At 57.5% G+C, this 19,629-nt stretch carries 14 protein-coding genes; 6 read left to right on the top strand and 8 right to left on the bottom strand.

Annotated features, from left to right (window positions below):
* Positions 1–149: 149 nt before the first annotated feature.
* The 7 genes from U8U68_RS05335 to lepA form a co-directional block, all read right to left on the bottom strand.
* Entirely contained in the window at positions 150–380 is a 231-nt protein-coding gene (locus U8U68_RS05335; protein ID WP_322199791.1) for a DUF378 domain-containing protein, read from the bottom strand.
* A gap of 277 nt (positions 381–657) precedes the next feature.
* A complete protein-coding gene (gene secF / locus U8U68_RS05330) occupies positions 658–3,015 on the bottom strand; it encodes a protein translocase subunit SecF (protein WP_322199790.1) in 2,358 nt (785 codons plus the stop codon).
* A 200-nt stretch (positions 3,016–3,215) separates the two neighbouring features.
* Entirely contained in the window at positions 3,216–5,207 is a 1,992-nt protein-coding gene (locus U8U68_RS05325) for a bifunctional 4-hydroxy-3-methylbut-2-enyl diphosphate reductase/30S ribosomal protein S1 (RefSeq protein WP_322199789.1), read from the bottom strand.
* The gene (locus U8U68_RS05320) at positions 5,204–5,899 is read right to left on the bottom strand and encodes a lysophospholipid acyltransferase family protein (protein WP_322199788.1); all 696 of its coding nucleotides are present in this window, start codon (positions 5,897–5,899) and stop codon (positions 5,204–5,206) included. The genes U8U68_RS05325 and U8U68_RS05320 overlap by 4 nt, the downstream gene beginning before the upstream one ends.
* A 4-nt stretch (positions 5,900–5,903) precedes the next feature.
* Complete coding sequence (gene cmk, locus U8U68_RS05315) at positions 5,904–6,575, bottom strand: (d)CMP kinase (protein WP_322199787.1); 672 nt, start codon at positions 6,573–6,575, stop codon at positions 5,904–5,906.
* A 185-nt stretch (positions 6,576–6,760) separates the two neighbouring features.
* Positions 6,761–7,357, bottom strand: coding sequence for a GNAT family N-acetyltransferase (locus U8U68_RS05310; protein WP_322199786.1), 597 nt, complete (start codon positions 7,355–7,357; stop codon positions 6,761–6,763).
* 61 nt (positions 7,358–7,418) lie between these two features.
* Entirely contained in the window at positions 7,419–9,221 is a 1,803-nt protein-coding gene (gene lepA, locus U8U68_RS05305) for a translation elongation factor 4 (protein ID WP_322199785.1), read from the bottom strand.
* A 765-nt stretch (positions 9,222–9,986) separates the two neighbouring features.
* Between lepA and U8U68_RS05300 the strand changes: the two genes are divergently transcribed.
* Positions 9,987–11,387, top strand: a complete 1,401-nt coding sequence (locus tag U8U68_RS05300; RefSeq protein WP_322199784.1) for a glycine--tRNA ligase — start codon at positions 9,987–9,989, stop codon at positions 11,385–11,387.
* Positions 11,388–11,483: 96 nt separating this feature from the next.
* Entirely contained in the window at positions 11,484–12,749 is a 1,266-nt protein-coding gene (locus U8U68_RS05295) for a hypothetical protein (protein ID WP_322199783.1), read from the top strand.
* Positions 12,750–13,118: 369 nt separating this feature from the next.
* Here the strand turns inward: U8U68_RS05295 and U8U68_RS05290 are convergent, their stop codons facing one another.
* The gene (locus U8U68_RS05290) at positions 13,119–14,447 is read right to left on the bottom strand and encodes an MFS transporter (RefSeq protein ID WP_322199782.1); all 1,329 of its coding nucleotides are present in this window, start codon (positions 14,445–14,447) and stop codon (positions 13,119–13,121) included.
* Positions 14,448–15,600: 1,153 nt separating this feature from the next.
* Here U8U68_RS05290 and rny point away from each other — a divergent pair.
* The 4 genes from rny (at position 15,601) to U8U68_RS05270 (ending at position 19,517) form a co-directional block, all read left to right on the top strand.
* Positions 15,601–17,163, top strand: a complete 1,563-nt coding sequence (gene rny, locus U8U68_RS05285) for a ribonuclease Y (RefSeq protein ID WP_437124415.1) — start codon at positions 15,601–15,603, stop codon at positions 17,161–17,163.
* Positions 17,164–17,497: 334 nt separating this feature from the next.
* Positions 17,498–18,322, top strand: coding sequence for a phosphorylase family protein (locus tag U8U68_RS05280; RefSeq protein WP_322199781.1), 825 nt, complete (start codon positions 17,498–17,500; stop codon positions 18,320–18,322).
* A 213-nt stretch (positions 18,323–18,535) separates the two neighbouring features.
* Complete coding sequence (locus tag U8U68_RS05275) at positions 18,536–19,309, top strand: TIGR00282 family metallophosphoesterase (RefSeq protein ID WP_322199780.1); 774 nt, start codon at positions 18,536–18,538, stop codon at positions 19,307–19,309.
* A 13-nt stretch (positions 19,310–19,322) separates the two neighbouring features.
* Entirely contained in the window at positions 19,323–19,517 is a 195-nt protein-coding gene (locus U8U68_RS05270; protein ID WP_322199779.1) for a hypothetical protein, read from the top strand.
* The last annotated feature ends 112 nt before the right edge of the window (positions 19,518–19,629 follow it).

The following is a 19,629-nucleotide window of genomic DNA, read 5'->3' as shown; positions in this document are numbered from 1 at the left end:
TAACACGGTTTAAGAGCAGCAGAAATTCAGAGTCCAAGATTTTTGTGGGCCAGACGGCAATTTCCTCTGCTTTATCCTATGGAAAAGCATGGAAAAACCCACGCAGAGAGCAACCGCTCTGCGTGGGTTTTTTGGGATTGGAGCGAATTCTAGCTTTGCCGGGAATGGGTCATGGCCGTTTCGCCGTCCCAGTCGCGGAAGAGCAGAGCGATACACCACAAAGCGGAAATGCCCACCAGGGTGTATATAATCCTGGCCACCACGGCGGTCTGCCCGCCGCAGATCCAGGCTACCAGGTCAAAGCGGAACACGCCCACCAGGCCCCAGTTTACACCGCCGATTACGGTAAGCGCCAGGGCAATACGGTCGATGACGTTCATAAGATCCCCCTCTTTCCGGTAAAAATCGGGATGAATTCAAATCTTAATTGATTTTGGTATCCCGAGGTAGTTTGTGCAGATGTCCGCCTGCTTATCCGGCCAAAGAGCGGCGGAAAATTTTAGCGAAAAAAGGAGCCGCGCCCCATAAAAGGGAAACGGCTCTTTTTCTCTTTCTAATTTTTTCCCCTGCCTGAAAAAGGTGGTTCCCAAGGGCTAAAGAACCCTTTTCTGGGGCGGCGTTTTTCAATTTGCGAGGAAGCTTACGTTATTTTCCTTTTTAAGCTTTTTCGGCTTTTTCACGCTGCTTTACCTGCCAGGCTGCAAACAGGTTGGGCGCGATGAACTGGGACGAGAAGCAGCCCGCCGCTACGCCCACCATCATGGGCAGCGAGAAAGACACCACTGTACTGATGGAGAACACCCCTGCCACGGCCAGCACAACGGCCAGAGCCAGGAAGGTGGTCAGCGAGGTCAGCAGAGTGCGGCCCAGAGTCTGGTTCAGGCTCAGGTTCATGGTCTCGGTAAAGTCCGCCCGGGGTCCCAGCTTCTGCTTGTTTTCCCGCACACGGTCATACACCACAATGGTGCTGTTCAGCGAGTAACCCAGCAGGGTCAGCACCACCGCAATGAAGATGTCATTGATAGACATGCCGAAAACCACAAACACACAGAACGCGATAAGCACGTCGTGAAGCAGGGCCACAATGGCCGTAAGGCCCGCAGACAGGCCGCCGATCTTTTTAAACCGAAGGGCAATATACACCAGCAGCAGAATGGCGGTTAGGGCGAAGCACACCAGGCACTTCTGGAAGAACTTAGCGCCCATGGTGGCGTCCACTGAGTTGGACTCCAAAAGGGTAAAGGTGGCCTGATCATAGGCGTCACTAAGCACAGTGGCCACCTGGGCCTGCTGGTCTGGGGTAATGCTTTTGTTGCCCGCAAAGGAGATGGTCACGTTCTCCTGCTGGGTGGTCATGTCTTGGTTGACCGAAACCGAGCTATCCAGGCCCATTTTGTCCGAGATGGTCTGGCGGATGTCCTCAGAGGTATATCCAGTACCATCCACCGAGTAGCGGATCATAGCGCCGCCCGCGAACTGAATATCCAGCTTTGGCCCCATGATTACGCTGGCCGCCAGGCCCACCACAATCACAACGGCGGAAATAATATAATACGTCTTACGGCTGCCAAAGAAGTTGAATTTCTTGTGGGTCCGGGAAGCCTGCCCCTCCTTGGCCGCGCCAAACAGCCAGCGGCTGCGCAGGGGCTTGAAAGCAGCCAGGGACAAGGTCATCAGGCGGGTAGCCAGCACGCCCATAATAAAGTTGGCGATAATGCCCACCAGCAAGGTGAAACCAAAGGAGAAGATAGAGCCCGTGGTGGACTGGCCGAAGATCATAGACAGGATATTGCTGGGGCCAAAGACCATCATTAACATAATTGCCACAATGGCTGTGGTAATGTTCCCGTCAAAGATGGCCCAGAAGCTGCTTTGGAAGCCACGCTGCAAAGCGCCGTCCAGGGTCTTGCCGCTGTTCAGCTCTTCCCGCACCCGGCTGGCGGTGATCACGTTGGCGTCCACACCAATACCAATGGACAAGATCAGGCCCGCAATGCCGGGCAACGTCATCGTGAAGGAGTTCATGTTGGGGAAGAAGCCGGTAATGGCCGCAAAGCAAATGCCCATCTGCCCCGTCAGGCTGATGACGGCCACCACGCCAGGCAGGCGGAAGCAGACGATCATCAGCACGGCAATCACAATAAAGGCAATAATGCCTGCCATCATCATGGCGGAAAGGGCCTGACTGCCCAGGGTGGGCGCCAAAGAGTTGAAGTTTGAGGTCTCCAGGGCAAAGGGCAGTGCGCCGGCCTGGATCTGCGCAGCCAGGGTGGTGGCGCTCTCGCTGGTAAAGCTGCCCTCAATGACGCATTTGCCGTCGCTAATAACAGCGTTGACCGTAGGTGCAGACAGCCGCACGTCGTCCATCCAGATGGAGATGGTCTGGCCCACCAGACGTTCGGTGGCCTCGGCGAACTTCTCTTTGCCCGCGTCGCTTAGCTCCAGGGATACTACATATTCTGTAGCGCCGGTGGACTCATTCTGGGTAACGGCGGGTTGGGCGCTGACCACGTCGGAGCCCTCCAGGATAATGGTGTCGGCGGTGGTTCCGGTAGGCGTCTTATAGATGGGCTCGCCGTTTTCGCCGTACTCCATGGTCTCATAGCTGCCGCCTTCTCGGAAGGTAAGCATAGCCGTGGCGGCCAGCTCGTTAATCGCCTTCTCTGGGTCAAAGTCCGTCTCATCGCTCTTCCAGGGGAAGCGCACAATAATCCGGTTATTGGCCTCGTCGGTATACAGCTCGTAGTCTGTGATGTTCTGGGAGACCATTCGGGTCTCAATGATCTGCTTGGCAGATTCCAGCTCGCTGCTGGTAGCGGTCACGCCGTCCGCCGGGCTGAAAGTGGCCTCCACGCCGCCGCGGATGTCAATGCCCCAGCGGATGTCGCCGGCCCCTTTCAGGTAGGTGACCTTGAAGTCGCCGTTTTGGCCATACACCCCGAATAGCGAGGTGAACACCAGGGCGGCAATCAAGACCAGCACCACAAAAAATACAGGTTTTTTCACACGTTTCATGTTGACTTTCCTCCAGTAGCCTATCCTGGGACGCTGCGCGTTACAATCTAAATCTTCCCGCCAGGGCCCTATTCTACCCTCTATCAATTTCATCAGGATAAGCCTAAATCTTTTACCAATCCGGGCCAAACTTTAGTGAAAGACCCTAACATATACAAAACAGGGCAGCAGAAACTACCCTGTCTGTATAACTAAAAATATTACTCTTCCACAGGAGCGGGCTGCTCGGTAGAGTAGACCACCTCTTCTGCGGGGGCGTTCTCCGCCTCCTCATCCGCCGCAGCCTGCTCGTCCTCCAGGACTGCCCGGATGGAAAGAGATACCCGGTGACGCTCCAGGTCCACGTCTGTGACCTTCACCTTCACCATATCGCCCACTGCCAGGGCGTCCTGGGGCTTCTCAATCCGGTGGTCGGCGATCTGGGAGATATGGATAAGGCCATCAATGCCCGGAATCACGCTGGCAAAAGCGCCAAAAGCGGTCATGCCCACAATCTTCGCCTGGCACACAGTGCCCACAGGGTACTCCCGCTCCATCTTCACCCACGGGTTGTCCTCAGGACGCTTGTAGCCCAGAGAGATCTTGCTGTTCTCCCGGTCCAGACCCTTCACATACACATTCACCGTGTCGCCCACGTTCACCACTTCGCTGGGATGCTTCACACGGTTCCAGCTAAGCTCGGAAATATGAATCATACCATCCACGCCGCCCAGGTCCACAAAAGCGCCAAAGTTGGTCAGGGACTTTACCTTGCCGGTATAGTTCTGGCCCTCTTCCACCTGCTCCCAGAAGCTCTGCTGGGCAGCCTTGCGCTCTTCCCGCAGCACGCTGCGGATGGAGCCCACAGCCCGGCGGCGCTGGCGGTTCACCTCAATAATACGGAACTTCACTTCCTGGCCCCGTAGGCCCTCCAGGGGTTCGCCCCGGCTGGCCGTGGCCTGAGAGGCGGGCACAAACACCCGCATGCCGTCCCGCAGAACAATGACGCCGCCCTTGACCACCTCAATGACCTTGCCCTCCAGAATCTCGCCGCTCTCCTGAGCAGCCTGGATGGTGTCCCAGCCCTTCATGGCCTCTACCCGGCGCTTGGAGAGCATAATGGTACCTTCCTGGTCATTGGTTTTCATAATAAGCAGCTCCACCTGGTCGCCAATCTTTACCACATCCTCGGGCTTGGCCGAGGGATCGTTAGAAAGCTCTGCGGCAGGGATAAAGCCAGCCTGCTTGCGACCCACGTCTACGTAGACCTCCGTGGGGGAGATGCCCACCACAACGCCATGAACCTTCTCGTCTGTATTCATGCTCTTGAGCGATTCCTCAAGCATCTCCTCAAAATTTTGTTCAGTGCTGTTGACTTCAGCCATGGTAACAAGTACCTCCTTTATTATGCTTGCGGGTGTAGAAGCTCCCGCTGTTATGCCAACGCTCAGGCGGTTGGAAAAGGCCGGAAGCTCCCGGGCCCTTTCAATGAGGTACGTTTCACTATACTCCGAGCAAATGTCTCGAAGCTTGGCCGTATTCGAGCTGTCCCTGCCGCCCACAACGATCATCACGTCGCATTCTTTGGCCAGAGCCAGCGCCTCTTTCTGCCGTTTCGCTGTTGCATTACATATTGTATCAAAAATCGCGGCGTTTGTACATAGTTTTTTCAGAGTTTCAGAACAATTTTGCCAAAGCCCCCCATGAAACGTCGTCTGTGCCGCCGCTGTGACAGGAATTTCCTTTAGTTCGGGCCGTTCCTTCAGCAAATTAACCAGTTCCTCCGGCGAAGCGCATACAAAATAGGGCCCTGTGCAGCGGCTTACTGTGCCCGCCACCTCCGGATGGCCGGGGTCGCCGAAAAGCAGAAACACCCGCCCCTGTTCCCCCGCCTGCCGGGCGATATCATGAATTTTCTTTACAAAGGGACAGGTGGCGTCCGCCCACTCCAGGCCCAGGGCCCGGGCTTTCTCTTCCACCTGGGCGGTCACCCCGTGAGAACGGAGCACCAGCACGTGCCCTGGCGGGGTATCCTCCGGCGCGTCCACAATGGCTACGCCCCCAGCCGCCAGTTCCTCCACCAGCTGGGGGTTATGGAGAATGGCCCCCAGGGTCACCGGCTTTTTCCCCTTTGCCAATAGGTCGTAGACCATATCCACGGCCCGTTTGGCCCCAAAGCAGAAGCCAGCGCTTTTCGCCAAATGGACCGTCACCGCTTTTCAGCCCCTTCCGGCAGCTGCGAGGGCAGACCCAGGCTTTTTAGGGTCTCTTCCCTCAGGCCAATAATCTCGTTCATAATCTTCCGGCTGGCCTTTCGCAGCTGCATACTGGAATCATCGGGAATGTTCAACCGCTCCGCCGGGATAGGCTTGCCAAAATTCACAATGGTTCGCTTGAACATCCTGGGCAGTTTGCCGTCCTCTGCTGTAATACACACCGGCACCACGGTGGCCTTGGTCCGGTAGGCCAAAAGAGCCGCGCCCGTCTTAGGCTTTTGCAGCAGTCCGTCTTTAGAGCGGGTGCCCTCAATAAACACCCCCACCACGGCGTTTTCATCCAGCAGACGGTAGGCGTCGGCCAGGGCGTCCGCCCCGCCGCTTCCCCTGCACACCGGAAAAGCCCCCAGCCCCCGCAGCAGTCCCCCCAGGAATTTGCCGCGGAACAGCTCTTCTTTGGCCATATAGTACACCTGCCGCCACAGGGAAACCCCCAGGGTCACTGGGTCCCGCTTTACCATATGGTTGCAGCACAGCAGCACGGGGCCGGTTTTGGGCATATTCTCCCGGCCCACCACCTTTAGGCGGAACACCGGATAATAGTAAAGCGCCAATATCACCTGCCCCAAAGCGTACAGCGGGCTCTTTCGCCGTGCCGGCCTCTGTTTGGCGCTCCGTTTTTTTGCCACTTTGTCACCCCACATCTTTTTTCATTCGCTCTTGGGCCAGGGCCACCAGCTGGTCCACCACCTGCTCAAAACTTAGCCCCGTGGTGTCCAGGGTCACGCCGTCCGCCGGACGCTGGCCCAGCTGCTCTTGGTCCTGCCTGTCCCGCTGGACCACCTCTGCCAGCACCTGCCCAAAGTCCGCCGGAGCCCCGGCCTCCTCCAGCTGGCGGGTCCGCCGCCGGGCCCGCTCCTCTGGCGAAGCGGTAAGGAACACCTTCAGCTGGGCCCCGGGCAAAATAGCGGTGCCAATGTCCCGGCCGTCCATCACCACATGGGCCCTCTGGGCCAGGTCCCTTTGCAGGTCCAGCAGGAAGCGCCGCACCTGGGGGATATGGGACACCCAGCGGGAAGTGGCCATGGAGACCTCTTGGGTGCGGATGGCCTGGGAAACATCCCGGCCGTTAAGCAGGGTGCGCTGCCCCTTTTCTCCATAGGCCAGCGTAACCTTTGCCTCTGGCAGGCGGGCTGTCACGGCCTGGGGGTCCTCCAGGTTTACGCCGTTTTCCAGCATAAACAAGGCCAAGGCCCGGTACATGGCGCCAGTATCCACATAGGTAAAGCCCAGCCGCTGGGCGGCAGCCTTTGCCACGCTGGATTTTCCCGCGCCGGCCGGCCCGTCAATTGCAATCGCGAACATGATAAACCTCTTTTCCATTATAATAGCATTTTAATTGACCTGTCAATATATATTGTGATAAGAAAAAGGGGAAAATATGTTATCCTTATCAATGATTACTGCCCTTGGTAAAAGAAAACGCGTGGTCATATAGAACTGCCTCTGGCGCAAAGGAGCTTGGCCGCCGGCCCGGCTGGGTCAGATTCTTACCCCACCGCGCCATCACGTTCTTCATACTCCCGGCGCAGCAGCCGGTACTCCAGACGAGTTTTCATTTGACCGTCGTGCCACTGCCAGCCGGGCTTTTCCGCCTCCCGAATGAGCCCGCACTTCTCCATCACCCGCCGGGAGCCCACGTTCTCCGCCAGGCACCCGGTGGAAAACCGATATACCCCGTCCTCGCGGAAAGCAAAGCGCAGCAGCTCTGCCAGAGCCTCGGTGCCATAGCCTCGACCCCAAAACTCCGACAGGTAAAAGTATCCCGCGTGGACCAGCTTTCCCACCGGCGTGCGGTCCTGCACCGTATAGCCGATACTCCCCACCTGGCAGCCGTTCTCTTGAAGCTCGGCCCGCAGAAAGTAAAAGGTACGGTCTGGGCGCTTTGCGTCGGCCAGCACCTGGGCAAAGTCCTCTCGGGCCTCCTCCCGGCTGTGGAACATAATATCTTGCAGGTAGTACATGGTCTTAGGGCAGCTTTTCAGCTGGTAATAGGCCTCTTCGTCGGCGGGAACATAGTCCCGCAGGCGCAGGCGGGGGGTGGTAAGTTCTATCATGGCGGTCTCCTTGGTTCTGTTTTTCCGCATACGCGGCCCTTTGCGCGGGGAAAGCCCTCGGCGTTTTAACCCCGTCTAGCCCGGGACCGCCCTACTCGTCCAACTTCAGCACAGCCATAAAGGCCTCTTGGGGCACCTCTACAGTGCCCAGCTGGCGCATGCGCTTTTTGCCCTCTTTCTGCTTTTCCAGCAGCTTTTTCTTGCGGGTGATGTCCCCGCCATAGCACTTGGCCAGAACGTCCTTGCGCAAGGCCTTTACGGTTTCTCGGGCAATAATCTTGCCCCCCACGCAGGCCTGGATGGGCACCTCGAACAGCTGGCGGGGAATCTTCTCCTTCAGCTTTTCCGTCATCTTCCGGGCCCGGGGGTAGGCCTTTTCGGTGTGCAGAATGAAGCTAAGGGCGTCCACCATTTCGCCGTTTAAGAGGATGTCCAGCTTTACCAGCTGAGAGGGCCGGTAGCCCAGCAGCTCGTAGTCGAAGCTGGCATAGCCCCGGGTGCGGGACTTCAGCGCGTCGAAAAAGTCGTAGATGATCTCATTAAGGGGCAGCTCGTAGTGGATATCCACCCGGTCGGTGTCAATGTATTTCATGTCCATAAACACGCCCCGGCGCTCCTGGCACAGCTCCATAATGTTGCCCACGTACTCGGCGGGGGAATAAATATGGGCATTGCTAATGGGCTCCTCCGCGCTCTGGATGGTGGCAGGGTCCGGGTAGTTGGTGGGGTTGTCAATGGAGAGGGTCTCGCCGTTGGTCTTTGTGATCTTATACACCACGCTGGGGGCGGTGGTGATCAGATCCAGGTTATACTCCCGTTCCAGGCGCTCCTGGATAATTTCCATATGCAGAAGCCCTAAGAAGCCGCATCGGAACCCAAAGCCCAGGGCCACCGAGGTCTCCGGCTCGAAGGTCAGGGAGGCGTCGTTAAGCTGGAGCTTTTCCAAAGCGTCCCGCAGGTCTGTGTAGTGGGCCCCGTCGGCAGGGTAAATGCCGCAGAACACCATGGGCTGCACCGCCCGGTAGCCGGGCAGCGGCTCCGCCGCCGGGTTTTCCGCCAGGGTCACGGTATCGCCCACCCGGGCCTGGCGCACATCCTTAATAGAGGCCGCGATATAGCCCACCTCTCCGGCGTAAAGGGCCTCTGCCGGCTCCAGGGAGGTAGCCCGAAGAAAGCCGCACTCCACCACTTGAAACTCCCCGCCGGTCGCCATCATGCGGATGGTGTTCCCTGGGCGGACACAGCCATCTTTAATGCGCACGTAGACAATAACCCCCCGGTAGGAATCATAATAAGAGTCGAAAATCAGGGCCCGCAAAGGCGCGCTCTCGTCCCCCTGAGGGGCGGGGATGTCGCTGACCACGCGCTCCAGCACCTCATCGATGTTAATTCCGTTTTTCGCAGAGATGCGGGGGGCGTCCATGGCCGGAATGCCGATAATGTCCTCTATTTCATGGCAGGCCCGGTCCGGGTCCGCGCTGATCAGGTCGATCTTGTTCACCACTGGCACAATCTCCAGGCCCGCGTCCACGGCCAGGTAGGTGTTGGCCAGAGTCTGGGCCTCAATGCCCTGGGAGGCGTCCACCACCAGCACGGCCCCCTCGCAGGCGGCCAGGGACCGGGAGACCTCATAGTTAAAGTCAACATGCCCGGGGGTATCGATGAGGTTGAACACATAGTCCTCCCCGTCCCGGGCGGTATACACCAGGGTAACGGCGTGGGCCTTGATGGTGATGCCCCGCTCCCGCTCCAGGTCCATGTTATCCAAAAGCTGGTTTTCCATTTCCCGCAGAGGGACCGCCTTGGTCTGCTCCAAAATGCGGTCGGCCAGGGTGCTTTTGCCGTGGTCGATGTGGGCAACAATACTGAAATTGCGGATCTTCGATTTATCCATGGGGAAAAACTCCTCGCTGTTGAGATGGGCGTATCCAAAAGAGAGTATTGAATCACGATATTTTAGCTGGGAAGCAGCCAATGGCTTCCAGCGGTGGAAAGCTGGCAAAGCCGGCTCTTGCGTTCTAAGTCAAGTCTCCGCTGGCCTTGTCCCGCCCATGAAACCGGCTGGACTCGGCCAGGTCAAAGGGGTCCCATTCCCTGGCTCCGCCAAGGAACCGGAGCGCTTCCCCGCGTTGGGCAGGAGGGAGCGGGGCTTTGCTCTTCCTGCCGCCCCTAAAGCCCCGCGGCCTTTGAAAATGTGGCGGCGCTTTTACTGTTCCGCCTTTGGCGGCTTGCTGGCAACACAACGCGTGTGGACACTCCTATTGAGACACCGTCCTTGACATTTTCGCCGGGGCGGTATAATATACTATCATAATAAGAGAACTGCTCCCATAGCGGATGGCCTTGGTTTAAAAAACCCGTGTTTCTAAGAACCGCTGACCGCCCGGGCCGCGTCCGGACGGTCAACACGCTTTTATTAGGGGGAAAGAACATCCGCTTTCTCCCTTTTCTTCAGGGGAGTGGCCCAACCAGCTTTTTATTGCGTCCAACGCCCGCCCCATGAGGGGGGCGTTTTTATTATATCATTTTGTGGCCCTTTGTCAACCGCCCGCCAGGCCAGAGGGCGGCTAAAAAAATGAAAACTCCGGCGGTTTTTCTTGCAAACTTTCTTTGAATTTGGTAAAATGACAGCAAGAAGAGAGAAAGGAATGAATCTACTATGCGGCAAAGTGAAAAAACCATGGATATGATCGTAAGCCTCTGCAAGACCCGGGGCTTTATCTTTCCCGGCAGCGAGATATATGGGGGGTTGGCCAACACCTGGGATTATGGCCCCCTGGGCGCCCGGCTGAAAAACAACGTGAAGGACACCTGGCGCAAGCGCTTTATTCAGGAGCGGCACAACTCCTTCGAGGTGGACGCCGACATTCTGATGCACCCCCGGGTGTGGGAGGCCAGCGGCCATGCGCAGAGCTTCTCGGACCCGCTGCTGGACTGCAAAGAGTGTAAAATGCGCTACCGGGCCGACAATCTTATTGATGACTTTAATTCCGACGCCCACGCCGACGGCATGACTAAGGAGGAGATGTTCCAGTATATCAAGGACCACCACATCCCCTGCCCCAACTGCGGCAAACACAACTTTACGGATATTCGGGAATTCAACCTCATGTTCCAGACCTACCGGGGCGTCACCGCGGATAACAAGTCCATTATCTATCTGCGGCCTGAAAACGCCCAGGGCGAGTACGTGAACTTCCTCAATGTCCAGCGCACCATGCGGGCCAAGCTGCCCTTCTCCATTGGCCAGATCGGCAAGGCCTTCCGCAACGAGATCACCCCGGGCAACTTCACTTTCCGCACCATTGAGTTCGAGCAAATGGAGTTCCAGACTTTCTGCAAAGAGGGCGCCGACGAGGAGCTGTATACCTATTTTAAGGAGTATGGCAAAAAGTACTTTGAAGACCTGGGCCTGCCCGCCGAAAAGCTGCGCTTCCACGACCATGAGAAACTGGCCCACTACGCCAAGGCCGCCTGCGACATCGAGTACCTGTTCCCCTTTGGCTGGGGAGAGATTAACGGCACCCACAACCGCACCAACTTTGACCTTAGCCGCCACCAGGAGTACAGCGGCCAGAAGATGGACTATCTGGACCCTGAAACCAACGAGAAGTTCATTCCCTATATCATCGAGTCCACCTACGGCCTGGACCGCACGGTGCTGGCCCTGCTGTGCGAGGCCTACGACGTGGAGGTTTTGGACCAGGCGAAAAACGACAGCCGGGTGGTGCTGCGCCTGTCTCCCGCCATTGCCCCCTACAAGGCGGCGGTGCTGCCCCTTTCCAAAAAGCTGTCGCCCCCGGCCCGGGAGCTGGCGGAAAAGCTCTCCCGCCACTTTATGACCGACTTTGACGAGACCGGCTCTATCGGCAAACGCTACCGCCGGGAGGACGAGATCGGCACACCCCTATGCGTGACGGTGGACTTCGACACCGTAGGCGACAGCGAAAAAGCCGGCGACGGCCAGGTGACTGTGCGGGAACGGGACAGTATGGCGCAAGAGCGGGTGCCCACCGAGGGGCTGGAGCGGTATATCGGCGAGAAGCTGGGAGCGTTTTAAACACGCCCTAATTTTCCCGTCCCTTGATATTCCCCTCATTATGAGTTATAATAAGTCTATCATCTCATCACATCCCCAGAAAAACGGAGGCTTTTTATGAAGCAAAAACGCTTTTGGGCCCTGCTATTGACCTTGCTGGTTCTCTTCGCCGCCGCCATGCCCGCGCTGGCCCTGCCGGCGGCCGCCGAGGACGGCGATTTGCCCTTTATTGACGAAGAGACCAACGGCAACGGGGAGCTCCCCACCGATCCAGTGGAACCGTCGCCTTCAGATGATCCTCCCCCAACGGACGACCCCACCCCGCCGCCCACGGACGAGCCGCCTCCTACAGACGAGCCCACAACACCCCCGCCCACGGACGAGCCACCCCCCACAGACGACCCCACGCCGCCCCCAGAGGATGACCCCACCCCGCCCCCTACCGACGACCCCAGCTCCAGCCAGCCGGGAGGCGACGATCCTGTTTCCAGTGATCCCAACGAGAGCAGCGACCCCGGCTATACAGGGCCGGACAATAACCATTCCGGCGGCAACTCTGGGAATACGGGCAGTACCAGCAGTACCGGCGGTACCATCTCATCCCGGCCCCGGATTCCCGGCAGCGCGGGCGGTACCGTTTTACAGCCCTCTCTGGGCACAAGCAGCGCTACGCCCAATCCCAACAGCTCCGGCCAGGTGGACGCCAGCGCCCCCCTAGAGCCCAACTATGTCACCTTTGCCCGGGTAAACCAGCGGAACAACTCCATGTCCATTGTGCTGTTCTACAGTGGCGCCGGATGTATCGGCGTAGGGGTTCTGGGTCTGGTGGTCCTGGCAGTATTTATTGTGCGCGGCCGCCAAAACATGGGAGAGCGGGACGAAATTTTTGAGGAGATCCAGCACGCGGAGATCCGCCAGCCCGTGCGCCCCCGGCCGGTACAACCCAGCCGGCCCGCCGGTGCTTCTGCCGGCCACACAGACGGATATGGCCTGGAACCCCAGCCCACTCTGCATAGGCCCGAGCCTGAGGCTCTTTCGGTGCCGGTGAACGGAAACTTATATACCGAGGAGTTCGAGCTTCCCCAGCAGTTCCCCTCGTCTGGACAGCCGCGGCCCGACCCCTTGCCTTTGGCCCCTGCTCCCAGCTCTATGTACACCGAGGAGTTTGACTTACCCGACGAGATGGCGCAGCCTCCCCAGCGGATGCGGCCCCAGGAAATGCCGCCGGCTGTACGCCCGGCCCAGCGCCCGGATGTACCTTCCGCTCCGCCTCAGCCGTCCCCGCGGTCTCAGGCCCCATCCCAACCCACCCGCCCCCGGGACCAGAGCTTTGACACCACGGAACTGCTGCGGGAAATTCTCTACACAGAGGATGATCAGTAAGGCCGCACTGTTCCAACAGGCCTCTTTACTAGGAATGCGCCTGAATTATTGGCGGGAGTTAGAGCAAAAACCCTTGGGGGTGCATTCCGAAAGGGCTTGCAGCCCGTTATAATGGCTTAGAGACGTCAGCCATTTCTGCCGGACGCGATTGGCTCTTGACCGTTCCCAGTGAGGACTGGCCCCCAGGAACCCGCCAAAGGCCGTGGACTCCCATAAGTTCGGGCCGCAGCCTACGCGGCTCTGTAAACCAAACGGCGTACCATGTGTTGTCACACCGTGTACTTCCAGGGGTTCATATAAGGCCCTATCCCTGCAAAAATTCAACCATAAAGAAAAGACGGCTGCCACCACGCAGTCGTCTTTTCTACTCTATTCTCCGTTTAGCCCAGCGCTTTTTCCTTCTTTCTCTTGGGGATCCGCCCACCGGAATTTTCGCAAAATCTTATAAAACACCAGACAGACCAATACCCCCGCCAAGCCCAACACAAAAAACAGCGCGGCCGCGCCGGCCCCCTTTCCCTGGCCAAAAAGCCCGGTCAGCAGCCCTTCCGGCGGGGCCGCCTTCATGAGCGGCTCAAAGACTCTGTCCACCAGCAGGCCGCCCAAAAGGTAACCCACTGGAATGGTGAAAAATTGCAGGGTATTCCGGCAGGAATAAACCCGTCCCTGCATCTGTGTCGGGATCGTGGAACGGAATACCACGTCCATATTGGCGTTCATTAGGGGGATTGCCATCCAGCCCAGCACCGCGCCCACACACCACACCAGGGGCGTGCGCCCAAAAGCCAGCATAAAATTCTCTGTTCCCATAGAGATCATCAGGGAATAGCAAATAACCCGTACCCGGTTTTTGGGCCTGGGCAGCAGCGCGGCAAGGACTCCGCCCGCCAGCGTAGCCACCCCTGTTACAGTATTTACCAGGCCTAACACCGTTTCGCCGCCCTTTTCCCGGCTAAGCAGCATGGCCGGCAGGGCCGCTTGATAGGCAGAGGCGATCAGGTTGATAGCCGCCAGAAAAAAGATTAGATCAAAGATCAGGGGGTTGGCTCTTAGCCACTTTAGCCCAGCCTTAGCGGCATCCAAAAGTTTCTCCTTTGGCTTACCCTCCAGAACGGTTTCTGGAACAGGGATAAAAAACAAAAGCGTTACAAAAGCAATGGCAAAGGTACTTAGGTCCACGGCAATGACCAGGTCCATCCCAGCAAAGGCGAACAGAACAGAAGCAAGCACTGGGTGCAGGATCGTGTTTAGGGAAGAGGCAAAAGACCGCAGGCCGCTGGTTTTTTGGTAATGTTCCTTTGGCACCAGCAGGGTAGCCGCCACGTCTCCGGCTGGCTGCTGCACGGTGTTCATCAGGCCGTTCACTCCGTTGAGGATATACATATGCCAGGGCTGCAACAAGCCGTTTTTCAGCAGGAACAGCACCCCCAGGGTGCTGGCCGCTGCCAGCAGGTCGCACACCAGCATGGTACGCTTTTTGTTCCAGCGGTCGCTAAGGGCCCCGGCGAAGATGCTCATAAGCACATAGGGGGCGTAAGAACAGACGGATAGCAGCGCGGTCTCCAGGGCCGAGCCGCTTTGTCTATAGAGCCAAAGCACAAGAGCATAGCCGGTCATGGCGCTGCCAAGCCCTGATAGGGACTGGGTGCCCAAAAGCAGCAGGTAGGGCCGGAGGGACTGATTTTTATGTGATTTCATTTGACTTCGCTCCTTTGATTTTTGTAGGACAATCAAAATTGCAAAGTCTGAGGACAAGAGTTAGGGCAATACCGCACAATTCTAAGTGCCGTATTGCGCAGTCAGATTTTTCTTCAGAGGGTACAGATTGAGCGCCGTCAATCTCACCATTGACAAGCGAAAGCTGTGCGCTTTCACGGAAAATCTGCAAGCAAGACGGTGCTTAAGGCTCCAGCCGCGAATGGTGCGGTGTTGCCCTAAAACTCTCCGTTAGCACTCTATCCAGCAATCAGCCAGTTTACGCTTAACGGTTTTTATGCTCCATGCGGCGTCCTCAAACCTTGCATGGAGCATACACAATGCACAATGGAAACGCGGACATTGGGAACCTCCCTGAATAATATTGTTTTTTATTATACCATGGGATCTGATACATTGTCAAATAAGCGGTACCCGCCCTCTCCACATTTCCGTCCGGCATGCCCTCTAAACCCATCTGGCACAAGAAGTCCGGTCTTAATCATAGGGCATCTTAACGGATTTGACCCGCCTGGCCTTATAGAATCGTACCGCCGCCCAGGCCCATGAGACGCATACCGGCCTTATGCCAGCTCCACGGAGCAGGGGCAGAAGCAGGGCAAATAGCTAGTTTCCCGCCACCATGGGCAAGCGGGGCAAGGAATTCTCTCTGTCGGCGGTAAGCGGCCTGTATATCCACAAAATGGCCGGCTCCCACTGGCCGTTGTTCCTCCGCACCAGCCTGTTCTGCATTTTTTCAGCTTTCGGCCCGCCTCTTTTAGGCAAGCGGCTTTACGCCTGGTTCAAAAAAATTTGGTCTAGACAGGGCCCGGCGGGATTATCCACAGCGCTGCCCTGTGCCCAAGTCCATTGGCTATAAAGTAAAACCTCTGCGGTTTTCCGCCCCGCCTTTTTTAAGAAAAGTTCATAATTTTCTTGACAACCAAGGGTGGATAGGGATACAATTAGATATAGAGTGCACCCGTTGCTTTTTTATAGATTTTTTATATATTTCTGGGGCGTTTTCGCCATAATATTACCGATTATATAATATATAAAATTGAATAGACCTAAAGCAGCCATGCATTTCACGGGGCTTGTTCCCCATCGTCTAAAATAATTTATTCTAATCTATTTTAATGAAGGAGGTGCCCGATTGGGCCAGTTACCTGTATGGCTGTGTATTATAATCGCCGTGCTTACCGCTGCCGCCGGTGGCGCTGGGGGATTCTTCTTGGGCTATCACTACCGCAAAAGCAAGGCTGAAGCCACCATTGGCTCTGCCGAGGAAGAGGCCAAGCGCATTGTGGGGGACGCGGTAAAAACCGCCGAGGCCAGAAAAAAAGAGATCGTGCTGGAAGGCAAGGACGAGATACACCGCTTGAGAAACGAATCGGAAAAGGAGCTTTCAGACCGGCGCAAGGAGATTCAGCACCAGGAACGCCGCAACCTGCAAAAAGAGGAGAGCCTGGAGAGAAAGCTGGAGTCCATGGAGCGCAAAGAGGACCAGATTGACCAGCGCAACCGCAAGGCGGAGGAACGCCTGAGGGAGGCCGAGGCTGTAAAAAAGAGCCAGTTCGACATGCTGGAAAAGATTTCCGCTTTTTCCGCCGAGCAGGCTAAGCAGTATTTGCTGGACCATCTAGAGAATGAGCTTGTACATGAAAAAGCCGTGATGGTACGGGAATATGAACAACAAATGAAGGACGAGAGCGACCAAGCCGCCCGGGAGATTATTGCCGTGGCCATTCAGCGCTGTGCGGCGGACCATGTGTCCGAGGCAGCCATTAGCGTGGTGCCCCTGCCCAACGACGAGATGAAAGGCCGCATTATTGGCCGGGAGGGCCGGAATATCCGGGCCATTGAGACCCTTACCGGCGTGGACCTGATTATTGACGATACGCCGGAGGCCATCACCTTGTCCAGCTTTGAGCCAGTACGCAGGGAAGTGGCCCGGGTGGCCCTGGAGAAGCTGATCTCCGACGGGCGCATTCATCCCACCCGCATTGAGGAGACGGTGGAAAAAGCCCGCCGGGAGGTGGAATCCACCATTAAGCAAGAAGGCGAGCGGGCTGTGCTGGAGGTAGGCATCAATGGCGTACACCACGAACTGGTAAAGCTTTTGGGCCGCTTGCGCTACCGCACCAGCTATGGGCAGAACGTGCTGAACCACTCCCTGGAGGTGGCGTTCCTTTCAGGGATGATTGCTTCCGAGCTGGGGTTGAACCCCACCATAGCCAAACGGGCCGGTCTGCTGCATGACATTGGCAAGGCTCTGGACCACGAGATGGAAGGCTCGCACGTACAGATTGGTGTGGAAGTGGCCAAGCGCTATAAAGAAAACGAGGCCGTGGTACACGCCATTGCGGCCCACCACGGGGACGTGGAGGCTAAAACCATTATTGCCTGCATCGTTCAGGCGGCGGACGCCATTTCGGCCGCAAGACCTGGGGCCCGCCGAGAGAACCTGGAAAACTACATTAAGCGCCTGGAAAAGCTGGAAGAGCTTGCCTCCTCCTTTGACGGGGTAGAGAGCTGCTACGCTATCCAGGCTGGCCGCGAGGTGCGCATCATGGTGCGGCCCGAGGCGGTTACTGACGAGCAAATGACCCTGCTGGCCCGGGATATCTGCAAGAAGATTGAGACCGACCTGGACTATCCCGGCCAGATCAAGGTGAATATGATACGAGAAAGCCGGGCGGTGGACTACGCCAAGTAACAGAAAACGGGGCGTCATGAGATTTGCACGGCCCCGGGCGGCGCTGCCCCAGGACCTTGCCTGTTCATTCGGCCCAATCGGGCCGCCAGGAAAGTGTGAAGCGTTTATGACGATATTCTTCGCCGGCGGCTTGGACGTGTCGCGAAGAAGTTTTGTTCTTCCCCACTGGTGATTGCTGTCCTCCAAGCACTAAGCCGGGGGCTGGTCTGGCCAGCTCTCCGCTGCTGGATTCCCTGGTAAATGTCCGTTCATCAGGGAAGAGATAACCACATATGTTTTATGGGCATTTTCAAAACGGAAATGCCCATTATTTCTAGAAAGGAGTCCTCTTTAGATGACGTATCATTCGCTGACAGAAGCTATGCGCCGCTTTGGCCGCGCCAGTGACCTCTGCCGGTGCGGGTTGGGGGTGGACGGAGACCGTATCAGCAAAACGGTGATTCTTTCTCCAGGCTGGCCGCCTTATCGGGTGGCGGGCCTGGGTCCCGCCCAGGTACTGGTGGAGAGCGGCCCCCTGTATGGCCTGACCGTGTGGCAGGTGGACGCGGGCCCGGCTGGACCCATCACCTACATAAAAACCGGCTGCGGCGCCCCCGCCGTGCTGGATACCTTGCTTTCTCTGGGAGAGACTAAGTGCGGGCGGGTGCTGTTTCTCTCCTCTGTAGGAGCCCTGGACCCAGCCATGGCTGTGGGCGACCTGGTGCTGCCCGAGTGGTCTATGTCCGGCGACGGGGCCAGCCGTTACCTAAGGGAGAACCTTTCGGACTGCTTTGGCCAGAAAGCCTACCCGGACAGCGGATTTTTGGCCGCGCTGGCATCTGGGACACAGACCGTCTGCCAAAAAACAGGCCTTGCCTGGCATGTGGGCCGGCCCTTTTGCACCGATACCTTCCTGGCCCAGTTCCCCCATATTCCCGCTATTTTAGAAATGGGCTGTAACGCCCTGGATATGGAGTCTGCCGCGGCCTTTCGCGCCGGGGCGCTGGTGGGCCTGCCCGTGGCGGCCCTGCTGTGCGTCTCAGATAACTCGGCGGTGAAAAAGTCCCTGCTGGGCGGCGTGACGGATGAGGAGCAGCGGCGCCGGGCCTGGGTGCGGGGAGAAGTCATTCCAAAGATCATCCGCTTGGCTCTGCAAGACCCCAGACTGGCAGATGGCTAGACCGTTTTGGTCATTTTCGTTGGGTGACAGGCGCTTTGTGGCCCCGCCGCGCGGGGTCTGTAAGCATTCCTGTTTCTCTCTGGCTTTTGGTATCGGATGCCAGCTAACTGGCCCGAATCCGCAAAACGCGGAGTAAAAGTTTTTCCTGGCGAGATGTGGAAGAGTTCGCAGCGCGAACCCTCCCAGCTCCACGACCTTAAAGGAGGGCATTGCATGGTAAATATTCTTTGTGTGGGCGACGTGGTGGGCAGCATTGGCTGCGAATTTCTGCGGGCAAAACTGCCTGGGCTGAAAAAGCAAAAAAACATCCACCTGGCCATTGTGAACGGCGAGAACTCGGCGGACGGCAACGGGATAACCCCGGCTTCTTTTGAGCATCTGCTGGACAGCGGCGCCGATGTGGTGACCACTGGCAACCACTGCTTTCGCCGCCGGGAGAGTTACGAGCTGTACGACGCGGCCCAAAATCTGCTGCGTCCGGCCAACTTTCCCTCTGCCGCCCCGGGGCGCGGCCTGTGTACCGTAGACCTGGGCCGGGTACGGGTGGCGGTGGCCAACCTGATGGGCACGGTTTATATGGAGAGCCTGCGTTCCCCTTTCGAGACTCTGGACGGCTTGCTGAAAAGTCCGGACCTGCCTAAGCTGTGCGTCGTGGACTTTCACGCAGAGGCCACTGGAGAAAAGCGGGCCCTGGGTTATTACGCCGATGGCCGGGCCACGGCCCTGTTTGGCACCCACACCCATGTGCCCACCGCAGACCCCTGCCTGCTGCCTAAAGGGACAGGGTACATCACGGATGTGGGCATGACCGGCACCGTGGACTCGGTGCTGGGGGTAAAGCCAGAGATTATCATTAACCGGTACACCACCAAGATGCCCGCCCGCTTTGATCTGGCCAAAGGGCCCTGCCGCATGGACTGCGTAATCTTTACCGCAGACGAGGCCACCGGCCTGTGCACCGGGGTAGAGCGGCTGAACTTGACGTAGCGGCAAGGCAAAAATGAAGATTACAAATTACATCGGGCCCCACCATACCGCAGTGGTCCCGGTGGACCAAGGCCCAGAGGCCGCCGGAGCCCAGTGCGTCTGGTTAGGCCACGGCGCCGCCAGCCCCACCGCCCGGGGGGCGAAAACCAGTATTTCCAGCCGCCGGAATACGAAACGGTCCGGACTATTGGGCCCGGTAAAGCTCTAAGATCAAAGCAAATTGCCAAGTAGATCCTAAAAACGTTCCTTCCGCTTGTATTTTTGAAAGTTCTGTGCTAAAATTAAGGAAGAGTTGATTTATTTGCTTTCCGCGCTGCCAG

Origin of the sequence: Acutalibacter intestini (assembly GCF_034334985.1) — a bacterium.
In the GTDB taxonomy this organism is placed as follows: Bacteria; Bacillota; Clostridia; order Oscillospirales; family Acutalibacteraceae; genus Acutalibacter; species Acutalibacter intestini.
This window is presented reverse-complemented; position numbering and strand designations above follow the sequence as displayed.

Bases quoted from the DNA above. Each gene is read 5' to 3' on its own strand.
- U8U68_RS05275 (WP_322199780.1), top strand. From the start codon at position 18,536: ATGGTAAATATTCTTTGTGTGGGCGACGTGGTGGGCAGCATTGGCTGC.
- U8U68_RS05335 (WP_322199791.1), bottom strand. From the start codon at position 380: ATGAACGTCATCGACCGTATTGCCCTGGCGCTTACCGTAATCGGCGGT.
- U8U68_RS05300 (WP_322199784.1), top strand. From the start codon at position 9,987: ATGCGGCAAAGTGAAAAAACCATGGATATGATCGTAAGCCTCTGCAAG.
- cmk (WP_322199787.1), bottom strand. From the start codon at position 6,575: ATGTTCGCGATTGCAATTGACGGGCCGGCCGGCGCGGGAAAATCCAGC.
- secF (WP_322199790.1), bottom strand. From the start codon at position 3,015: ATGAAACGTGTGAAAAAACCTGTATTTTTTGTGGTGCTGGTCTTGATT.
- U8U68_RS05270 (WP_322199779.1), top strand. From the start codon at position 19,323: ATGAAGATTACAAATTACATCGGGCCCCACCATACCGCAGTGGTCCCG.
- U8U68_RS05280 (WP_322199781.1), top strand. From the start codon at position 17,498: ATGACGTATCATTCGCTGACAGAAGCTATGCGCCGCTTTGGCCGCGCC.
- U8U68_RS05310 (WP_322199786.1), bottom strand. From the start codon at position 7,357: ATGCGGAAAAACAGAACCAAGGAGACCGCCATGATAGAACTTACCACC.
- U8U68_RS05290 (WP_322199782.1), bottom strand. From the start codon at position 14,447: ATGAAATCACATAAAAATCAGTCCCTCCGGCCCTACCTGCTGCTTTTG.
- lepA (WP_322199785.1), bottom strand. From the start codon at position 9,221: ATGGATAAATCGAAGATCCGCAATTTCAGTATTGTTGCCCACATCGAC.
- U8U68_RS05295 (WP_322199783.1), top strand. From the start codon at position 11,484: ATGAAGCAAAAACGCTTTTGGGCCCTGCTATTGACCTTGCTGGTTCTC.